A 17903-nucleotide genomic window follows, 5' to 3' on the forward strand; every position below is an offset into this window, starting at 1 on the left:
CAGTGAAACGATGCATCGCCGATGGTAGTGTGGGGTTTCCCCATGTGAGAGTAGGTCATCGTCAAGATTAAATTCCGAAACCCCAATTGCGAAAGCAGTTGGGGTTTTGTTTTGGGCGCTCGAAAATTCCAGCGCTTTCAGCAACATTAAATAAGCTGCCGCTGAGGGAATTCGATACAAAGTGTTTCTGCATTTTTGCTATGGTGCAGCACATTTTCAAAAGGATTGATCTTTATCCGCAGGATGCGGCGTCGACCTTCTCCAACGAGATGCTGTAGAAATGCCTGAACCAATACCTATCAAAGATCACGAAAAAGAAAACCGTTTGGTCAACAAACGTTTGTTTGCCTGCGCATTGCTGGTAATTGGGATCACGTGCGCCTTGGTGGGGCGTATGTATTTTTTGCAAGTCGTGCAGTACGACTACCACTCAACAATTTCGGAAAACAACCGGGTCCACGTACTGCCCATCACACCGACTCGCGGCTTGATCTATGACCGTAATGGTGTAGTCCTGGCCGACAACCGCCCGAGTTACAACTTGACCATCACCCGTGAGCGCACAGCCGACCTCAAGGGTGAACTGGACGAAATCATCAATCTGCTGCATCTGCCTGCCGAAGACCGTGCGGTGTTTGATAAGGCGCTCAAGCAGGCCCGCCACCCGTTTGTTCCCGTCACGTTGTTCTACGAGTTGAACGAAGAGCAGATCGCCGTTTTGGCCGTCAACGAGTTCCGTCTACCTGGGGTGGACGTGGAACCACAATTCGTTCGCCACTACCCCCTGGGCGCGCACTTTGCCCATTCCATTGGCTACGTCGGTCGTATTAACGAAAAGGAATCCAAGACCCTTGATTCGGTGGAGTACCGCGGTACCCAATCTATCGGCAAAACCGGAATCGAGCGTTTTTACGAGTCTGAACTGCATGGCCATGTCGGTTATGAAGAGGTAGAGACCAACGCACAGGGCCGTGTGCTGCGCGTGCTCAAGCACACCGATCCGATCCCTGGCAAAAACATCGTCCTGAGCCTTGACGTCAAGCTACAGGAAGCTGCCGAAGAGGCCTTGGGTGACCGTCGTGGTTCGGTGGTCGCCCTGGACCCGCAGACCGGTGAAGTACTGGCTATGGTCAGTAAACCGAGTTTCGATCCGAACCTGTTTGTCACAGGCATTAGCTTCAAGGAGTACGCTGCGCTACACGACTCCATTGACCGACCGCTGTTCAACCGCGTGTTACGCGGGCTTTATGCGCCGGGCTCAACCATCAAACCGGAAGTGGCCATCGCCGGTCTCGACAGTGGCGTTGTTACTCCACAAACCCGAGTGTTCGACCCGGGTTACTATCAGTTGCCAGACTTTGACCATAAATACCGAAACTGGAACCACAGTGGTGACGGTTGGGTGGACATGGACGCGGCCATCATGCGTTCCAACGACACTTACTTCTACGATCTGGCCCATAAGCTCGGGATCGATCGCCTGCACGACTATCTGGCCGAGTTCGGCCTGGGTCAGAAAGTGTCCCTGGATATGTTCGAAGAGTCTGCCGGCTTAATGCCATCCCAGGCCTGGAAGCGTGCAACCCGACGCCAGCCGTGGTTCCCAGGCGAAACCGTGATCCTCGGCATTGGCCAAGGCTACATGCAAGTAACACCTCTGCAATTGGCCCAGGCCACTGCATTGATCGCCAACAAAGGCGTATGGAACCGACCGCACCTGGCCAAGACAATCAATGGTGTGCCACCGGTGGATGAGCACCCAATGCCCAACGTGATCCTCAAGGACCCGCGTGACTGGGAACAGGTCAACCATGGCATGCAATTGGTGATGCACGATCCCCGCGGTATCGCCCGAGCGGCAGCGCAAGGCGCGCAATACCGCATCGCCGGCAAGAGTGGTACCGCCCAGGTGGTGGCGATCAAGCAGGGTGAGCGCTACAACCGTAACAAGACGTTGGAGCGGCATCGCGATAACGCCTTGTTCGTCGGTTTCGCGCCGGCCGAACATCCGAAAATCGTGATTTCAGTCATGATCGAAAACGGTGAGGCCGGCGGCCGTGTAGCCGGGCCTGTGGTGCGACAGATCATGGATGCCTGGCTGCTCGACCAGGAAGGCCACCTCAAGCCGCAATATGCAGCGCCGACCAAGGCTCCCGGCGACCCTAGGGTTTGACTCAAACCTCCCACTCATCCCAGCGTGCTACACCGTCATAGGCCAGCCAGGGCACTTCATGGGCCGTCCAGATATGCGAGGTGGGCCTGACGCGCGGATCATCATCCAGCGTCGCCACCCGCACGATCACGTGGGGCTGATGCCCACGCTCAGCGATCAGATGTGAGCCGCAGCGCGAGCAGAAATGTCTGAGTTTGCCCGGTGAAGATTCAAATGACGACAGCAGCTCTTCACCCTGCGTCCAGCGAAAATGCTCACGCATCACCCCGGCCGTGGCAACAAACGCGGCCGCGTGCGCCTTGCGGCAGCTTGCGCAGTGGCAGTGGCTGATGGGCATGTCCAGGCTGTCCACTTGATAGCGCACACCTTTGCACAAGCAACTTCCATCCAGTGGGTCAGTCATAACCTATGGCCAGGCAAGGAGGGGGTCATCATCATCGCGCACAACGCAAGGTTGCGCATTGGTTGATGTCGCCTACTGTTCAATGAAGGAGGTGACTTATGCACGTATTAGATCGCATCGAACGTAAAGTCCTGCTCAATGCGTCACGTAAACAGGTCTGGGAGGCTCTCACGGAGGCCGAGCAATTTGGTCGCTGGTTCGGTATCGCGCTTAAGGGTAAGACCTTTGTGGCTGGGGAAACCATCGAAGCGCCGATTACCTATCCAGGTTATGAACATGTCGTATGGAAGGCCCGGATCGAACGTATCCTGCCTCAAACGCTGTTTTCCTTCTGGTGGCATCCTTTTGCAGTGGAAGAGGGCGTCGACTACGACAAAGAGGCGCCGACGCTGGTGGAGTTCACGATTGAAGATCGCGCTCCAGGCATTCTGTTGCGGGTCGTTGAGTCCGGTTTTGACAAGGTGCCCGAAGCGCGGCGTCAGAAAGCCTTCAAGATGAACTCCCGTGGCTGGGATGAGCAAATGGGCAATATCGAAAATTATCTGAGCAAGCCCCCAACAAGGTGATGGCGCACACCGGAGGGCAGTCTTCACTCCCCTAGGCAGACAGGCCGCTGACGGGCTCACAAAGCACGTTCAGCTCGATGCCTTTTCTTGATTTGCTGGCCTTCATGCACACAGCGGTCGGTGGTGGCGTTTGCACGGATGCCGAGTAGAATCACGCACTGAAAGCGATTCCTGAGGTGCGGTACGGTGGATCTACAGCAGGGTTTTGTCCTGACCCGGCATTGGCGCGATACCCCGGCGGGTACGGAGGTCAGCTTCTGGCTAGCCACCGACCAAGGGCCAAGGTGCATTCGCCTACCCGTGCAGACCTCGGTGGTTTTCATCCCAGAGGCCCATCGCAAGCCACTCGATTGGCTGCTCAAGGGGGAGCGCGATCTCGAGTTGCGCCCCTTGCAGCTATGCGACTTTCATCACCGCCCGGTTCTGGGCCTCTACGCCCGCCAGCACCGCCAGTTGATGGACATCGAGAAGCGCCTGCGCGCTGCCGGGGTCGATGTCTACGAAGGTGACGTGCGCCCTCCGGAGCGCTACATGATGGAGCGTTTTATCACCGCTCCCGTCTGGTTCGGTGGCACCGCTGATGCAAGCGGCACCTTGCTCGACGCGCAAATGAAGCCTGCCCCCGACTACCGTCCTCCCTTGAAGCTGGTGTCCCTGGACATCGAGACCACCGCCCAGGGCGATCTCTACTCCATCGCTCTTGAAGGCTGTGGCGAACGCCAGGTGTACATGCTCGGCCCGCCGAACAAAACCGAAGCCGTGGATTTCAAGCTCGACTATTGCGACACCCGCGCTCAACTGATCGAACACCTCAACCAATGGCTGGCCACTTTTGACCCCGACGCGATCATCGGCTGGAACGTGGTGCAGTTCGACCTGCGCGTACTCCACGAACACGCCCAACGCCTGAACGTGCCGCTGTTGCTGGGACGTGGCGGGGAATCAATGGCCTGGCGCGAACACGGTAGCCGCAATCACTACTTTGCGGCGGCGGCAGGAAGACTGATCATCGACGGTATCGAAGCGCTGCGTTCGGCCACTTGGAGTTTTGAATCCTTCAGCCTGGAAAACGTTGCACAAACCCTGCTCGGCGAAGGCAAGGACATCTCCACGCCGTACCAGCGCATGGACGAAATCAACCGCATGTTTGCCGAGGACAAGCCTGCCCTCGCGCGCTACAACCTCAAGGACTGCGAACTGGTCACGCGGATTTTCGAGAAGACCGAGCTGCTCAAGTTCCTGCTGGAACGTGCCAGCGTCACCGGGTTGCCGGCCGACCGTAACGGCGGCTCCGTGGCCGCCTTCACCCACCTGTACATGCCGTTGATGCACCGCCAGGGTTTTGTAGCACCGAACCTGGGCGACAAACCGCCCCAAGCCAGCCCCGGCGGTTTTGTCATGGACTCGCGTCCAGGCCTCTATGAGTCGGTGCTGGTGCTGGACTACAAAAGCCTTTACCCGTCGATCATCCGCAGCTTCCTCATCGACCCGGTGGGCTTGATCGAAGGCCTCAAGCATCCCGACGACAGCGATTCGGTGGAAGGCTTTCGCGGAGCGCGCTTCTCCCGCACCCGGCATTGCCTGCCGTCCATCGTCACGCGGGTGTCCGAAGGCCGCGAAGAGGCCAAGCGCGAGCGCAATGCGCCGTTGTCCCAGGCACTGAAGATCATCATGAACGCCTTTTACGGTGTGCTCGGCTCCAGCGGCTGCCGGTTCTTCGACACCCGGCTGGCGTCCTCGATTACCCTGCGTGGGCATCAGATCATGCGCCAGACCCGCGCCCTGGTTGAGGCCCAAGGGTACGAGGTGATTTACGGCGACACCGACTCCACCTTCGTCTGGCTGGGCAGCGCGCACTCTGCGCAGGACGCCAATCGCATCGGCCTGGCGCTGGTGCAGCACGTCAACGACTGGTGGCGCGCGCACCTGAGCAACGAGTACGGCCTGCAAAGCGCCCTGGAACTGCAATACGAAACCCACTTCAGTCGCTTCCTGATGCCGACCATTCGTGGCGCCGAGGAGGGCAGCAAAAAGCGCTATGCCGGCCTGGTCGTGCGCGAAGATGGCAGCGAAGAAATGGTCTACAAAGGCCTGGAAACCGTGCGCAGCGACTGGTCGCCCCTGGCCCGGCAATTCCAGCAGGAACTCTACCAACGCATCTTCCATCGCCAACCCCATCAAGACTACATACGCGACTATGTGCGGCGTACCTTGAGCGGCGAATTCGATGAGTTTTTGATCTACCGCAAACGCCTGCGCCGGCCCTTGCACGACTACGAACGCAACGTCCCGCCCCACGTACGCGCCGCGCGCCTGGCAGACGAGTACAACGATCGCCTGGGCCGCCCGCGTCAGTACCAGCGGGGTGGCTGGATCAGCTACGTGATCAGTGTCAACGGCCCGGAACCGCTGGAAGTGCGGCGGGCACCCATCGACTACGACCACTACGTCACGCGCCAATTGCAGCCCGTGGCTGACGCAATCCTGCCGTTCGTGAATGACGATTTCGGTACCCTGGTAGGCGGGCAGATGGGGCTATTCTAGGTACCCGACCACAGGCTCGATATTGCCCATCGCTCAGGAGGAAACGCCCATGTACACCCTTTATGGCACCGACGAATCCGGCTCCTGCATGATCGAAATTGCCCTGCAACGCTGCGCAGTGCCGTGGCATCGCGTGCAGGCCAGTTCCTGGCAGGACGGCGAGGGTAGCGACGCGCTTGCACGAATCAATCCACTCAAGCAGATCCCCACCCTGGTCACTCCAAATGGCCAGGTACTGACCGAAAGCGCCGCGATCCTGATCCACCTGGGCCTGGAGTATCCCAAGGCCGAGTTGCTGGCTGGCGATCGTACGCAGATCCTGCGCGGCTTGCTGTATATCGCCGCCAACTGCTATTCGGCGATCGGCATCATCGACTACCCGCAACGCTGGTTGGGCAATGCCGATGAGGCGCAGCAAGCGCAACTGGTCAGCGGCACACGGCGCTACCTGCACCAGGCTTGGGTCGTGTTTGCCGATCAGTTTGCCGGCCAGCTGTTTACCCCGAGCAACGCGCCGAATGCACTGGGCATCATGGCGGCAGCGGTGTCGCGTTGGGACGACGCGCGCGAGGTGCTCGGCAACCTGGCGCCGGGCTTTGCGCAGAGCCTGGAGCGGGTAGACGCTGACCCTGTCGTGGCCCCTGTTTTTGCCCGGCATTGGCCGCAGTGGAAGGTCTCGTAACCGGAAGAAACAATGACCAGGCCACTGTCCAAGCCCTTGCGTAGCGGGCTTCCTGACCTACGCTTCTCAAAGTGGTGTAGGAATCATCCTTGAATTTGGCTGTCGCAGACATGAAACTCAAGAACCCTGCATGGAATTCAAAGGAGGTGCGCATGCTCATCCGGTCGCTGACCCTGGCTACCTTGATGGCTTTTACGGGGCCGTTGTTGGCCGCTGATGATAATCCGCTCAAGCAGGAATTGGGCAAGACGCGCCCCCTGGTGGTCGTGGAGCTTGATGCTGGAAACCCGACACTGGCAACGCTGAAGAAACAACTGGAAGAGGCTGCCACCAAACAGGCCTTCGAAGAGCGCAGCATGGTGTTCTACACCGTGAAGTTCGGCAGCATTGGTGCCGAAGGGGAGAAGTTCGCCAAGGATCCCAAAGACAGCAAAAAGCTCACGCCGCCTGAAACCAACGCACTGATCCGTGCCCTCAAGCTTGGCGTCGGCAGCGGCACCAAAGTGATTCTGGTCGGTAAGGACGGCGAGAAGAAACTCGAAAAAACCGTGCCGCCGGACAGCCTCGACCTGAAGGAATTCTTCAGCGCCATCGACCAGATGCCGATGGCAGAAAAAGAAGCAGCTGCCGTGGCAGAACCTGAGCCTGCCGCACCTGCTGCGCCGGCCAAGGGGGCCAAACCTGGCAAACCCGTCAGCAAGTCGGCGCCTCAGCAACTTGATGATTGAACTACATGACCCATGTGGGAGCTGGCTTGTTGTGGCAAGCCCGCTTCCCCATTAGTCCTGTAGTGCTTTTACGGTTTAGGCGCTTTGCGCACCGGAAACGGAAAATAGAAAAACCGCAAGAACGCCACCCGCTTGATCACTTCCCCGATCAGCAACGGCACCAACAGTGCCACCACCAAACCTACACATGCCGCCATGAACGGATGCAGGCCCAGGCGCTCCATCAGGTCAAACGTCTTGTGCTGGATTTCGCCATGGAAGATCAACAGAATCAGGGTGGACTGGCCGATATAGGTCATCACTCGGGTGAGCAGCGCCGACACCATCAACACTCGCGCCAGCGCCCAGCAAATGTACACGCCGATCACTGCCAGCAGGCTGGTCCACAGCCAGTGGTCGTAGCGTCGCTGGGCCAAGTCCATGGTGTCGTGGCTGTAAATGAACACGGCGGCGAACAGCACCACCGAGATCAACAGGGTCAGCAACGAACCTTCATGCCGGCGCAGCCAATCGCGCAGCAAGTAGCCATAGATGAAGTAGGTGCTGCTGATCAGCGTGACGTCGAGGCTGAAGGGCAGGCCGGGCAACGTCCAGGTGTGGTCACCGACGCTCACCGGTATCTGCCAGAACCATTGCAGCGTCCAGATGCCTAGCAACAGTTGCACGCCGATCAGCATGCAGGCGACCACCAGGGGCAGCTTCAAGCGCTGGATCAGCCGCAGCATCAGCCAGCTGAATAGAATCGCCACCCAGAAGTGCGGCAAGAACCACAGCGCTTGCCATGGGATAGTGTCCACCGAGGCATACAGCACGCCGCCTATATCCGGCAGCAGCGGTTGCCCCCGCAGTACGTCACGTACGATCACGTACAGCAGCATGGTGAAAAAAAACGGCTTGAGCAGGCCATCGGCCTTGCGCACCGCCATCTCCACGAACGGTTGCTCGGGCTTGAAGAACACCCCTGACAGGAAAAAGAACAACGGCAGCACGAACGACGCCAGGATCGGGTACATCAAGTCCAGCGAGGTGGCGACGAACCAACTGTGGCCATACACAATAATCAGGATACCAATGCCCTTGGCGATATCCATTTGAATCCAGCGATGTTTCATCTAAGTCTTCCCGAACGATCATTCACGCCTTGCGCCACGGCCTAAGCCACAGCCCCATGCCCAGCAACACCAAAGCACCTGCCAGGGTACTCAACCCCAACTGCAGCCATACGCCTTGCAACCCGAACAACACCAGCGCCGCCAGCCCCAGCATCAACGTGCCGAGCAGCCAGTGCCGCGCCCAAGGCAGTGCCGTGAGCAGCCCCTGGCGCTGCATCAGCAGCAGCGCGGTGCAGATCACCCCAGCCAACGCCGCCAACGGAATACCGGCCAGGCCAAATGCAAACGGCAGTACGCAGAGCAACAGCACATTGACCAGGCTGCCCAATAATTCACAGCGCAGCGGCTGGCGCGTATCGCCCGCGGCATACGCATAGCGCGCCAGCAGGGCGTTCCATGCGCCAAACACCAAGGGCACGGCAAACCATGCCAGCAGCAGTGGCAGAGGCGAATCAACCGATTGCTTGGGCAGCAGCAACGCCACCAGACTGGGCGCCGCCGCCACCAGGCCGACGCCGGCCGGCAGCGTCAGCACACTGGCGGTTTCCAGGCCGCGCTTGAGCAGGGCCAGGCGTTCATCGCCCTGACGGCGGCTCATCATGCCCAGCAGTACCTGGTTGAGGCTCATCAGCGCAATCAGCGGCAGGTTCATCAGCTTGCGGGCCAGGTTGACCCAGGTCACCGCACCTTCCCCCAGCAGCGACGCCACCAGGCGTTCTATCAAAGCCAAGCCCTGGCTGGCGCCGTTGCTCAGTAACAGCGGGCCTATACGCTGGCCCAACTCCCGCAGGGGGGCAACCGTCAGCTGCATGCGCCACGGCCGCCAGCCCTGACGCCAAATCGACGGCAACAACGCCAAAGGCATCAACAGGCTACCGGTGAGACAGGCCAAGGCGAGGCTATGGGGTTGACTGGCCGTGCCGGCCAACGCGAGATAGGCCACCGGCGGCAGGTTAAACAACAACGAGCCGAGCCCTGCCAGCACAAAACGCTCGCTGGCCTGCAAGGGAATACTGAACAGTGCATGCAGCATTAAGCCTGGCACGCACCAGGCCACGACCTGCAAATTGCTGGCGGCCAGGGCGGTGGCACTGGTCGCCAGCCCTGGGCCCAGTACCTGCACCAGCCAGGGGGCTGACAGCATCAGCAGCAGACTGACCAGCAGGGCAACCAACAGCAATGCCGGGAACAACACGGCCAGCCAATCGAGGCGCTCGCTGTCCTTGCGCTGCAAGTAGAGCGGCAACGCGGCGGCGCTCAACACGCCACCGGCCAGCGACATTCGCAGCGCCTCGGGCAAGAACAGTGCGATCAAGAACGCATCACTACGCTCCCCCGCGCCCCAGGCCGCCACCAGTAACCATTCGCGTGCGAACCCCAGGCACAGGCCGAGCAGGGTCGCCAGGGTCAGCCATACGGCAGAACCGAGCATCAGGGGCGCGCGCCATCAAGCAGCGGCTTGCGAAAAACCACAGTCTTGACCTGTGGCAGGCGCGCTGGGAACAAGCGCCGTGCTTCCAGCACATTGATCCCAACCATCAGCCAGAACAGCGCGACCATCACGACGGCAAAACTGAAGTAGTGGTCAAATAACCCACTGACCAGCGCCGACAGAATTCCTGCCGTGCTGCCCAGCCACAGGGCATTGTCCTTGGTCAGGCGGATCGGGCCTTTTTCCGGCCTGGCTTCACGCCACCAACGCACCGTAACGGCTATAAAAAGCAGCATGCCGACGAGGCCGGTCTTGTAGATAAAGTTCAGCCACAGGTTGGAGATCCCCAGCAAGTGTGTGCCCGGTACCGGAGGGTCAACCTTGAAGCCAATGCCGAACGGATACGCCACCATGGCCTGGGGGAACATGCGGTATTCATCAAAACGAACTTCGGTGCTGGCGTTGCTCGACGAAAAGATCGTCGCCAAGCGTTCCTGCAGCGGTGGATAGGCCATTACCAAGGCCACGGTCAACGCCGCGCCGATCATCAACAAGCGTCCGGTGTAAGGCACGCGGCGGGTGGCCATCCACATCAATACCAGCGCCAGGCTGACCATCGCGCCACGGCTGCTGGCCAACAGCAACGCCGCCGCTCCCAGGCACGCCACGCCAAGGCCCAGCGCACGTTTGAAGCCTTGTTCGGTCATGCCGTAACAGAACGCCAGGGGCAGCAACAGCGCCATGATCCCGCCGATGGCGTTCGGGTGCATCCACGGTGAACCCATACGCGACGACATGGCTTCCAGGCCGAATTTCAACATGTCGAAGTTGCCGTAGTTGAGAAGGGCGAGAATCGGCGCAATCCCTGCCCCGGAGCGCGTGCGCACGAACACGGCGATCGACATCACCAGCATCGCCAGAGTGCCCAGCAGCAAGGCGATCACCAGGCTTTCGCGGCGTTTATAGTCCACCAGCAGCTTGGCGGCCAGGAACACCCCCGACAGGTTCAACAACCAGCGCAGCCAGTTGGCTACGCCGCTGCTTTCGGCGTGGATGCTCACCTGGCCAACGATAAACGGGAACACGCTGAACAGCATCAGCCACAGCAGCATCTGGTCGGTGGGCCGGCGTGCCAGGCGCGGTGCATCGGGCAGGCGTGACAGGAAGCTGTGCCACAGCACGGCGCCCCAGGTCAGCGCCAGGATGGCTTCGCTTACCGTGCTGCGGATGCCCAGGTTGAGGGTGGAGTAGGGCATGAAGGTCGCGACCAGGGCAAACAGCAATAAGCCCCAGAAGGGAAAGCGCAGGATGGTCACGGCTGCCGCAACACCCATCACAGCGAGAAAGGCCTTGGCCGGTGACAGCGCCAGGGCGGCTGCACCAAACAGCACGCCGAAGAGGATGGCGACGAGGCTTGCCAGGGAGAGTCTCATTTCAGTTCCTCGATCAGTTCGGCCAGGCGCCGACGATAGGCGTTTGGGTTGTAGCGTTCGGCCCATTGCTTGCGTTGTTCTGCAGAAGACTCGTCGCTGCGCTCGCCCAGGCTCAGCATCAGTTGCACCAACGCCGGGCCATCGGTCGGGGAAAACCGCGGCGCCGACGGCGGGGTGATTTCATCCAGCGAGGTACCGCTGGCCACGGCCACAGGTGTGCCGACGCTCAGCGCTTCAATCACCGGTAAACCAAACCCTTCCGCGTAGGAGGGCTGCCACACACGGGACGCCTGGCGGTACAACGCCTGCAGTTGGGCATCGGTGACACCACTGAGTGCGCGAATTCCCGGTAGCCCGCGCAGTGCTTCGGGCAAATGCTCAAGGCTGCCCACCAGCACCAATTCCGGTACAGCGGGTGATTGCTGCCGCGCCTGCTGCCAGGCCTTCACCAGAAAGGGTACGTTCTTGCGCAACTCGCGAGTGCCCACCAGTAGCCAGAAGGCTTCGGGTAAGTGGCGATCAGACAGGTCTGCTGCCGGCTCATTGAACCCATCCACCTGATTGGGCAGCACACGCACCTTGCCCGCCGCCTGGGGAAACAGGCGTACGGTTTCATTGGCACTGTATTGCGAGGGTGTCCACACGCGGTCGGCGCTGCGCACCGCATAGGCAATCGACAGCCGGTCGCTGGTCTTGTAGACCAGGGCCTTGAGGCGATTGGCGTGGTAGTTGTCCAACGTGATCTGGAACAGGTCGTGCAGCAGTACCACAGTGCGCAGCCCCTTGGGCTTGGGTGGTAATGGCAAGCCCATATTGAAGGTGCTGATGTACAGGTCAATCTGTTGTTCGCGCAGGGCCCGGGGTAAAAAGCCGGCTTCGAAACGCAGGCGATTCTGTGGCTGATGCATCGCCGTCTTCGCGCAACCCCAGGTCGGGCAGTGGGCCTGCAAGCGTGTCTGGTCGCCCAGCGGGGCCACGGTAAACCGTTCCAATTCGATACCCGGCAAGGCACGCAAGGCGCTTTCCAGGGCATACACCTGGCGGCTGATACCCGATTGCGGCGAGGTGCCGACAGTGCGGTAATCCAGGCCTACACGCATACAGGCTCCTTTTGAGTGAGCGGCGACAGGCTGGCGTACACCTGCTCCAATTGGCTGGCGGCCACGCTCCAGTCATGGGCGCGCCGCACATAGGCGCGCCCGGCTTCGCCCATGGGCGCTGCGGCCGCGGGGAATTGCAGCAGGCGTACTACAGCATTCGCCAGGTCAGCGGCGGTTTGCCCTGCGAGGTAGTCCAAGCCGTCGACCAGGTCCAGGCCCGACACGCCCTGCTCGGTGCTGGCCAGGGGCAGGCCGGCCGCCAGCGCTTCCAGCACTTTGAGCTTGGAGCCGCCGCCATGGCGCAACGGTGCCAGGAACACTGAACAACTCGATTGCAGGCTCAGCAGGTTCGGTACGAAGCCTTGCCACTCAATGCGGGGGTCCTGCCAGCGCTCGCGCCAGCCGTCGGGCATGCCGAAACCGCACACGCTCATGCGCGCATCCGGGCAGTGCTCCCAGACTTTGGGCAGGATTTCATCCAGGGCCCACTCGATCGCGTCCACATTGGGCGCGTACTCATAGTTCCCGAGAAACAGTACACGGCGTGTCGATGGATCTGGGTGTGCAGCGGCAAAGTGGTCGCAGTCCACGCCATTGACCACCACCGACACCGGTTTGCCGGCGATGCCTTGCATCACCTGTGCATCGCTGTCGGTTACTGCTACCACCTGGGTAGCCTGGCGCATTACCCGGCGTTCCCAGCGCATATAGCGCCATTGATCGTAGCGAATGAACGGCAGCGCCCAGCTCGGCAGGCGGTCATAGGTGGCCGCGCCCAGGGCCGATTCCACGTTGTGTTCGGTGAGCACGAAGGGCTGGGACTTGCGCACCAGGGCGTCTTCATACGGCTGGAAGCTGTAGCTGTGTTCTATTTGCACCACATCCCAGTGCTCATTGAGCAGTTGGTTGAATCGGTCCTGCAACGCCCCCGACAGCCCATTCACGCTGGCCAGCAAGGGGTAGGGTGCAAAGAGTCCGGCCACCAGGGTCTTCACGCTGCGCAGTGGGCGGCGGGGCAAGATGATCAATTGCTCGAGAAAGGCTTCCAGTACCTGGCGATCGGTCAGCGATACCGGGTGTTTGTCATGCAGGAGCAAGGTGATCCGATGCCCCCGGGCCGCCAGGCTGCGCAGCAGGTGGAACTGACGCGTCTTGCCGCCGCTGGTGGCGGGCCAGGGTGAGTAGGGCAGGATCCATAAAATGCGCATGACGGGTTTCAATCCCATAACAGAATTTGCAGGTTCGGCTTGACCGCAACGGTCAAGCCGTTGGTGCCGCTCACTGGGGTTTGCGTGCCGCGCAGCGGGTCATACAGGGTGGCGTTGGCGAGGTCCGGCAGGTGCGCATTACCGCCTTTTGCCGACCAGAAGAACCACAGCTTGCGACCATCGGCGCGGGTCCATCCGATGCTGAACAGGCCCTCGGGCAATTGATCGGCGGCGGGTGGGTCGCCAGGCGTCAATTGCGGTCCGCTGACGTCGAGAAAATGCTTCAGTGCGGTATAGACCGGTTTTGGCTTGGCATCGAGGTCGAGCAAGCCGTAGGCACGGTCGCGCACGCTGGCGCGCTGGTCGAGGTCGCTCAAGGTGAACAGGAAGATCTTGTCGAAATCCATCGCGCTCATCAGGGCCAGGCGGCGGAGCACATAGTCGGCCTGGCCTTGCAGGGTAATGATGTCCTGGACTTCCTTGGGCCCCGTGTACGCTGACCAACCCCATTCGGTGCTCCACAGCGTCTTGACGCCATTGCTGCGCAGTTTCTGGTTGAGCGCAGTTGTCTTGGCGACGAAGTCCAGGTTGGCGGGGTCGTTTCCTTCGGGCAACTGGGTGTAAGGGTGATAGGACATCACGGTGTTCAGGCTGGGCACGCCGAGGGCATCGAAGGCGTCGAGCATGGTCTGGCCGTTGGGCATCTCGCTGAAAAACGCCAGGCCAGCCGCCACCACTGGTTTATTCGGGTTGACCGCACGCAGGGCCGCTGCGCTGCTTTTCAGCAGGGCGGCGTAGCCGGCCGGGTCGGCCACGGGGCGCCAGAAGCCGAGCAGATTCGGTTCATTCCAAACCTGCCAGGCATCAACGCTGGGATAACGTTGGGCCAACAGCGCCATGCGGATCGCGAACACATTCGGGTCCTTGGGCGGGTACTGGTCCTGATACGGCGCACCCACGGGCGCTGTGGTGATGAAGGGCGCCGAACCCACCAGGTAGAAGACCGACTTGAGCTGGTTGTCCTGCAACTTGGCCACCAGTTCGTCCAGCGTGGCCACCTGGTACTGATCAGCCACCGGCTCCAACCGATCCCAATGCAGGTCCAGGCGTACCCACTGCAAGCCCAGGTCCTTGAGACGGTCGATCTGCATCTGGTAACGCTGGGGGCTGAACCACAGGAACTGCGCGTTCACTCCCAGGAAATCCTTCCACACCAGCACCTTGTTGCCCTTGAGCACATGGCTCTCGGCATCGGCCGGGCGCCCCCAGATAAAGACGGTAACGCCCATGACCGCCACCAGTGCAAGCGTGGCCAAGTACGTACGTTTACGCACCATAAGGGGCCCCCGCAATCGCTTGCTCAAAAAGCTGCTTGAACTGCCGTGCGGTCAGCGGCCACAGGCGTTGGCCGCCAATGTGCGCGGCGCGTTCGGCCCATTCCCTGGCCAGCGTCGGGGTCTGCGCCAGGCGCAGTAGTTGCGCGCTCAACGCGGCGACGTCGCCTTGGGGATAGATTGCGCCGTTCCCGCTGGCAACCTCTTCGGCAAATGCCCGTGCATCCGAAGTAATCGCCCCGCGCCCGCACGCGGCGGCCCAGGACAACGCGCCGCTGGTGCCGCGCTGGCGACCCAGCAGGCCGAGTTTTTTCGATTCGCGATACGGCAGCACCATCACGTGGTGCGCCTGTATCGTCTGCGCAATCTCGCTGGCCGGCAGGTTCAGCCGCCAGTCGATGGAGCCAGACAGGCCAAGGTCGGCTATCTGGCGGTTCAATTGTTCAAGGTAATTGCCGCCCGCCCCAAACGCCATTTCGGCGGCAGTGCCACCGGCCAGGGTCAGGCGCACACGGTCACGCAATTGGGGGGCTTGCTGGAAGACTGCGGCCAGGGCCTGTAACAGGTCTTCAATGCCTTTGCCCCGGTAGATAAAGCCGAAATAAAGCAGGTGCAGCGTATCCAGGGGCGGCAGCGCCACCGCCGCAATCGCCAGGTTGGCATGGTTGATCACCGCCACTTTGCCCGCAGGCAATTGCATGCGTTGGCTGAGGCAATCGGCGCCCAGGCGGGTGAGGGTGATCAGTCTTGTGAGGCCGCGGGCCACCTGCCGCTCTTCACGCAGGGTCAGCGGGTCTGCCAGCACCACCGCCGCTTGCGGCAACGGGCTGGGCAAGCGCTCCAGCAGGTTGAGCGGGAAGGGCAGTTGCTCGCGCCGCCATACCATGCGCTCGGGGTCATGCACGGTGGCCGTCAGCGGCAGGTTGGGATAGGCCTTGCGCAACTCGCGCAACGCCAGGAACTCCCCCAGCCGGCCGCCGCCCAGCTCGGCGTGGACCAGGTCCACGCTCTGCCAGTCGAATGCACCGATGGCCTGCTTGATCGCGATGCTGGTGCCCTCGACGCCGCTCAACGGTGTCGCCACCGTCACGCCCAGCTGCTCCAGTGCCGTCTTGAAATGGTTCGCGTAGTCGGCGATCCCATTTTTTTCCGGCGGCAAAGGCGCGAGCAGGGCGATGCGCATCAGAACGCCCCCCGATATTTGGCGATGGTCTGCAGCACCTTGGCCGGCACTTCGAATTTACGCCGGTTGATGATGATGCCGTCCACTTTGCCGAATGCGGTATTGAGGATCGACAGCGCATGCTCCACCACCGGGACCGTGCTTTTCTGCGCCTCCACCACCAGGGCGATCAGGTCGGCGCGACGCAGATTGACGAAGGCATCGCGGTTGTCCAGCAGCGCCGAGGCATCCAGCAGTACCACTTCGCCCGGCGCCGCCGGGGCCGCACCGCCGACACGCACAGTAATGCCGTTTTCCTGAAGCAACTGGCGCAACTGTTCCACTACGAACGTCACCCCTTCACCATGGCGCGCGGAGGTCAACCCGAGTGTCAGGCCGCGTTCAGTGATACGGTCCAACTGCAGCAGACCGTAGAGCCGGTAGATGCTCGCGTTGAATGCGTTGGTGCCTTGTGCGGTACTGGTATCCAGTTCTGGCAGGGTGGTCCACAGCGGCAGGCCGAACTTGCGTTCCACCAAGCCACCGTCATGGATGCGCTGGTCGAGCAGGTAGCACAGGTAGATCACCAGCAAGCCGACCACGATGGAAAACGGGATCGCCAACAACAGCATCAACAGGGTTTTAGGGAAGATTCGGCCAGGGTTCAGGGTGGCCTCCTCGATCACCGCGATGTTGCTGATCTGGCTGTTATCCAGCTCACGGTCGATGCGCGATTTTTCCAGGTTATCGACATACAGCGCGTAATTACGCTCGGTGGCACTCAGTTCACGGGACAGGCGCGCCAGCTCCGGTTCAATCTCCAGGGCTTCCTTGCGTTGCGCCTCGAGGTTCACCAGTTGTTTCTGCTGTTGCACCAGTTGTGTACGCAGCGCCGAGTTGTTGCTGGACTCATCGAGCAGCACCCGCTGCAAGTGGATCTCCAGAGTATTCGGCGCACGGTTTTCCGAGCTTTGCACGGTATTGCTTTCATTTGCGACCTGGGCCTGCATGGCGCGGATCGACGCATCCAGGGCTTTGACCGGCGGCGCATTGTCGGTGTAGGTGCGCATCATGTCGGCCTTTTCCAGCAACTTCTGGTTGAGCAGGCGACGCAAGTCCTGCTGCTGCGGGTTCAGCGCAATCTGGCGTACCGTGGTCACTTCCTTGGGTTGGGTCTTGAGCTGAGTGCGGGTGCTCTCCAGGGCGCTGTCGGACGAGGCAATCAAGCGCGTGGTATTGAAGGTTTCGCCACGCAGCACGTTGATGCGCTCGGACAAATCCTCCAGGCGATCGGTGATGCTTGCCGCGCCGATCTGGTTCAAGTGGGCAAGAATCTGCTCCTTGTAGCTCTTGATCTCGGTAGCGCTGTTGGCTACCTGGCCTTCATAGAAGGCATACAGGCTCTTGCGTCCCAGGGCCTGGGTGCGTTCGTTGATGTAGGTCTCGACCCAGCTTTTGACCACCGCCTGGGCGATTTCCGGGTCGCTCCACTTGAAGCTGATGTCCATGACGGTGGAACCGGCCGCGTGGCTGACGTCGAAGTTTTTCTCCAGGCTGGCGGCCAGGCGCTCCACGGGTGTGGTCTGTTCAATGATACCCACGGTTTCCAGCACCACGCGCACACCGTCGAACACTGCGCCGATACCACTTTTGACGTAGTACTTGGTGCGCTTCCAGAGGCCTTCCGGTGGCGGCATTTTGTCGATGACTTCCAGGTAATGCTCGGCCACCGCCCGCACGATAGGGCGACCGGTCAGCAGGCGTTCCTCATCGACAATCGGGTCGCGTTGAGTGCTCGGCATGACCAGCGCCTGGCGGTTGCTGATCTCAATGGGCAGCGTCGAATCGCGCCCCGGCTTGACCAGCAAGCGTGCGGTGGATTCGTATTTGGCTGGTAGTAAAAAGGCCCCCAGCAGAATGATCACCAGCGCCGCGATGGCCGCCAGCTTGAACTCGTGCCGGAAGATGAAGAACAGGCGCAGAAGATCGCGAAAAGAACGGATCTCGATCATGGGATGTCGCTCCT

The 17903-nt window shown here is 60.8% G+C and carries 14 protein-coding genes; 5 read left to right on the forward strand and 9 right to left on the reverse strand.

The genetic code is table 11. The features are described from left to right. Positions 1 to 280 precede the first annotated feature (280 nt). A complete protein-coding gene (mrdA, locus tag HBO10_RS26115) occupies positions 281 to 2173 on the forward strand; it encodes a penicillin-binding protein 2 (RefSeq protein ID WP_034125848.1) in 1893 nt (630 codons plus the stop codon). 1 nt (position 2174) lies between these two features. On the opposite strand, the gene HBO10_RS26120 is transcribed toward mrdA, so the two are convergent. Further along, positions 2175 to 2576: a GFA family protein gene (locus HBO10_RS26120; protein ID WP_034125847.1), complete on the reverse strand. Its 402-nt coding sequence runs from the start codon at positions 2574 to 2576 to the stop codon at positions 2175 to 2177. A 98-nt stretch (positions 2577 to 2674) separates the two neighbouring features. Between HBO10_RS26120 and HBO10_RS26125 the strand changes: the two genes are divergently transcribed. The 4 genes from HBO10_RS26125 (at position 2675) to HBO10_RS26140 (ending at position 7096) form a co-directional block, all read left to right on the forward strand. After that, positions 2675 to 3142 carry an SRPBCC family protein gene (locus HBO10_RS26125; RefSeq protein ID WP_034125846.1) on the forward strand — a complete coding sequence of 156 codons (468 nt, stop codon included), beginning with the start codon at positions 2675 to 2677 and terminating at the stop codon, positions 3140 to 3142. Positions 3143 to 3328: 186 nt separating this feature from the next. Beyond that, positions 3329 to 5686, forward strand: a complete 2358-nt coding sequence (locus HBO10_RS26130; protein WP_034125845.1) for a DNA polymerase II — start codon at positions 3329 to 3331, stop codon at positions 5684 to 5686. A gap of 49 nt (positions 5687 to 5735) precedes the next feature. Continuing rightward, positions 5736 to 6368 (forward strand): glutathione S-transferase, encoded by a 633-nt coding sequence (locus HBO10_RS26135; RefSeq protein WP_032903754.1) that lies wholly within the window; start codon positions 5736 to 5738, stop codon positions 6366 to 6368. Positions 6369 to 6520: 152 nt separating this feature from the next. Next, a complete protein-coding gene (locus HBO10_RS26140) occupies positions 6521 to 7096 on the forward strand; it encodes a DUF4174 domain-containing protein (protein ID WP_034125844.1) in 576 nt (191 codons plus the stop codon). A gap of 68 nt (positions 7097 to 7164) precedes the next feature. Here the strand turns inward: HBO10_RS26140 and HBO10_RS26145 are convergent, their stop codons facing one another. From HBO10_RS26145 to HBO10_RS26180, 8 genes are read right to left on the reverse strand one after another with little or no spacing between them, the layout of a single operon-like run. Next, positions 7165 to 8208: an acyltransferase family protein gene (locus tag HBO10_RS26145; protein ID WP_034125843.1), complete on the reverse strand. Its 1044-nt coding sequence runs from the start codon at positions 8206 to 8208 to the stop codon at positions 7165 to 7167. Between the two features lie 22 nt (positions 8209 to 8230). After that, the gene (locus tag HBO10_RS26150) at positions 8231 to 9640 is read right to left on the reverse strand and encodes a lipid II flippase MurJ (protein ID WP_034125842.1); all 1410 of its coding nucleotides are present in this window, start codon (positions 9638 to 9640) and stop codon (positions 8231 to 8233) included. Next, on the reverse strand, positions 9640 to 11073 hold the full coding sequence (locus HBO10_RS26155; protein WP_034125841.1) for an O-antigen ligase family protein: 1434 nt from the start codon (positions 11071 to 11073) through the stop codon (positions 9640 to 9642). The genes HBO10_RS26150 and HBO10_RS26155 overlap by 1 nt, the downstream gene beginning before the upstream one ends. Further along, the gene (locus tag HBO10_RS26160) at positions 11070 to 12173 is read right to left on the reverse strand and encodes a glycosyltransferase family 1 protein (RefSeq protein WP_034125840.1); all 1104 of its coding nucleotides are present in this window, start codon (positions 12171 to 12173) and stop codon (positions 11070 to 11072) included. The genes HBO10_RS26155 and HBO10_RS26160 overlap by 4 nt, the downstream gene beginning before the upstream one ends. Next, positions 12164 to 13381, reverse strand: coding sequence for a glycosyltransferase family 4 protein (locus HBO10_RS26165; RefSeq protein ID WP_034125839.1), 1218 nt, complete (start codon positions 13379 to 13381; stop codon positions 12164 to 12166). Before HBO10_RS26165 ends, HBO10_RS26160 begins: the two co-directional genes overlap by 10 nt. A gap of 8 nt (positions 13382 to 13389) precedes the next feature. Next, positions 13390 to 14718, reverse strand: coding sequence for a cellulase family glycosylhydrolase (locus HBO10_RS26170; RefSeq protein WP_034125838.1), 1329 nt, complete (start codon positions 14716 to 14718; stop codon positions 13390 to 13392). After that, positions 14708 to 15898, reverse strand: a complete 1191-nt coding sequence (locus tag HBO10_RS26175) for a glycosyltransferase (protein ID WP_034125837.1) — start codon at positions 15896 to 15898, stop codon at positions 14708 to 14710. Before HBO10_RS26175 ends, HBO10_RS26170 begins: the two co-directional genes overlap by 11 nt. Further along, positions 15898 to 17889 carry an exopolysaccharide transport family protein gene (locus HBO10_RS26180; protein ID WP_034125836.1) on the reverse strand — a complete coding sequence of 664 codons (1992 nt, stop codon included), beginning with the start codon at positions 17887 to 17889 and terminating at the stop codon, positions 15898 to 15900. The genes HBO10_RS26175 and HBO10_RS26180 overlap by 1 nt, the downstream gene beginning before the upstream one ends. Positions 17890 to 17903 lie beyond the last annotated feature (14 nt).

Origin of the sequence: Pseudomonas sp. WS 5503, assembly GCF_012985385.1 — a bacterium.
GTDB classification, from domain to species: domain Bacteria; phylum Pseudomonadota; class Gammaproteobacteria; order Pseudomonadales; family Pseudomonadaceae; genus Aquipseudomonas; species Aquipseudomonas paracarnis.

What these genes read in the sequence shown, in the direction of transcription:
- mrdA (WP_034125848.1), top strand. Translation starts at nt 281, where the DNA reads ATGCCTGAACCAATACCTATCAAAGATCACGAAAAAGAAAACCGTTTG.
- HBO10_RS26155 (WP_034125841.1), bottom strand. Translation starts at nt 11,073, where the DNA reads ATGAGACTCTCCCTGGCAAGCCTCGTCGCCATCCTCTTCGGCGTGCTG.
- HBO10_RS26170 (WP_034125838.1), bottom strand. Translation starts at nt 14,718, where the DNA reads ATGGTGCGTAAACGTACGTACTTGGCCACGCTTGCACTGGTGGCGGTC.
- HBO10_RS26145 (WP_034125843.1), bottom strand. Translation starts at nt 8,208, where the DNA reads ATGAAACATCGCTGGATTCAAATGGATATCGCCAAGGGCATTGGTATC.
- HBO10_RS26180 (WP_034125836.1), bottom strand. Translation starts at nt 17,889, where the DNA reads ATGATCGAGATCCGTTCTTTTCGCGATCTTCTGCGCCTGTTCTTCATC.
- HBO10_RS26175 (WP_034125837.1), bottom strand. Translation starts at nt 15,898, where the DNA reads ATGCGCATCGCCCTGCTCGCGCCTTTGCCGCCGGAAAAAAATGGGATC.
- HBO10_RS26135 (WP_032903754.1), top strand. Translation starts at nt 5,736, where the DNA reads ATGTACACCCTTTATGGCACCGACGAATCCGGCTCCTGCATGATCGAA.
- HBO10_RS26125 (WP_034125846.1), top strand. Translation starts at nt 2,675, where the DNA reads ATGCACGTATTAGATCGCATCGAACGTAAAGTCCTGCTCAATGCGTCA.
- HBO10_RS26120 (WP_034125847.1), bottom strand. Translation starts at nt 2,576, where the DNA reads ATGACTGACCCACTGGATGGAAGTTGCTTGTGCAAAGGTGTGCGCTAT.
- HBO10_RS26160 (WP_034125840.1), bottom strand. Translation starts at nt 12,173, where the DNA reads ATGCGTGTAGGCCTGGATTACCGCACTGTCGGCACCTCGCCGCAATCG.
- HBO10_RS26150 (WP_034125842.1), bottom strand. Translation starts at nt 9,640, where the DNA reads ATGCTCGGTTCTGCCGTATGGCTGACCCTGGCGACCCTGCTCGGCCTG.
- HBO10_RS26140 (WP_034125844.1), top strand. Translation starts at nt 6,521, where the DNA reads ATGCTCATCCGGTCGCTGACCCTGGCTACCTTGATGGCTTTTACGGGG.
- HBO10_RS26165 (WP_034125839.1), bottom strand. Translation starts at nt 13,381, where the DNA reads ATGCGCATTTTATGGATCCTGCCCTACTCACCCTGGCCCGCCACCAGC.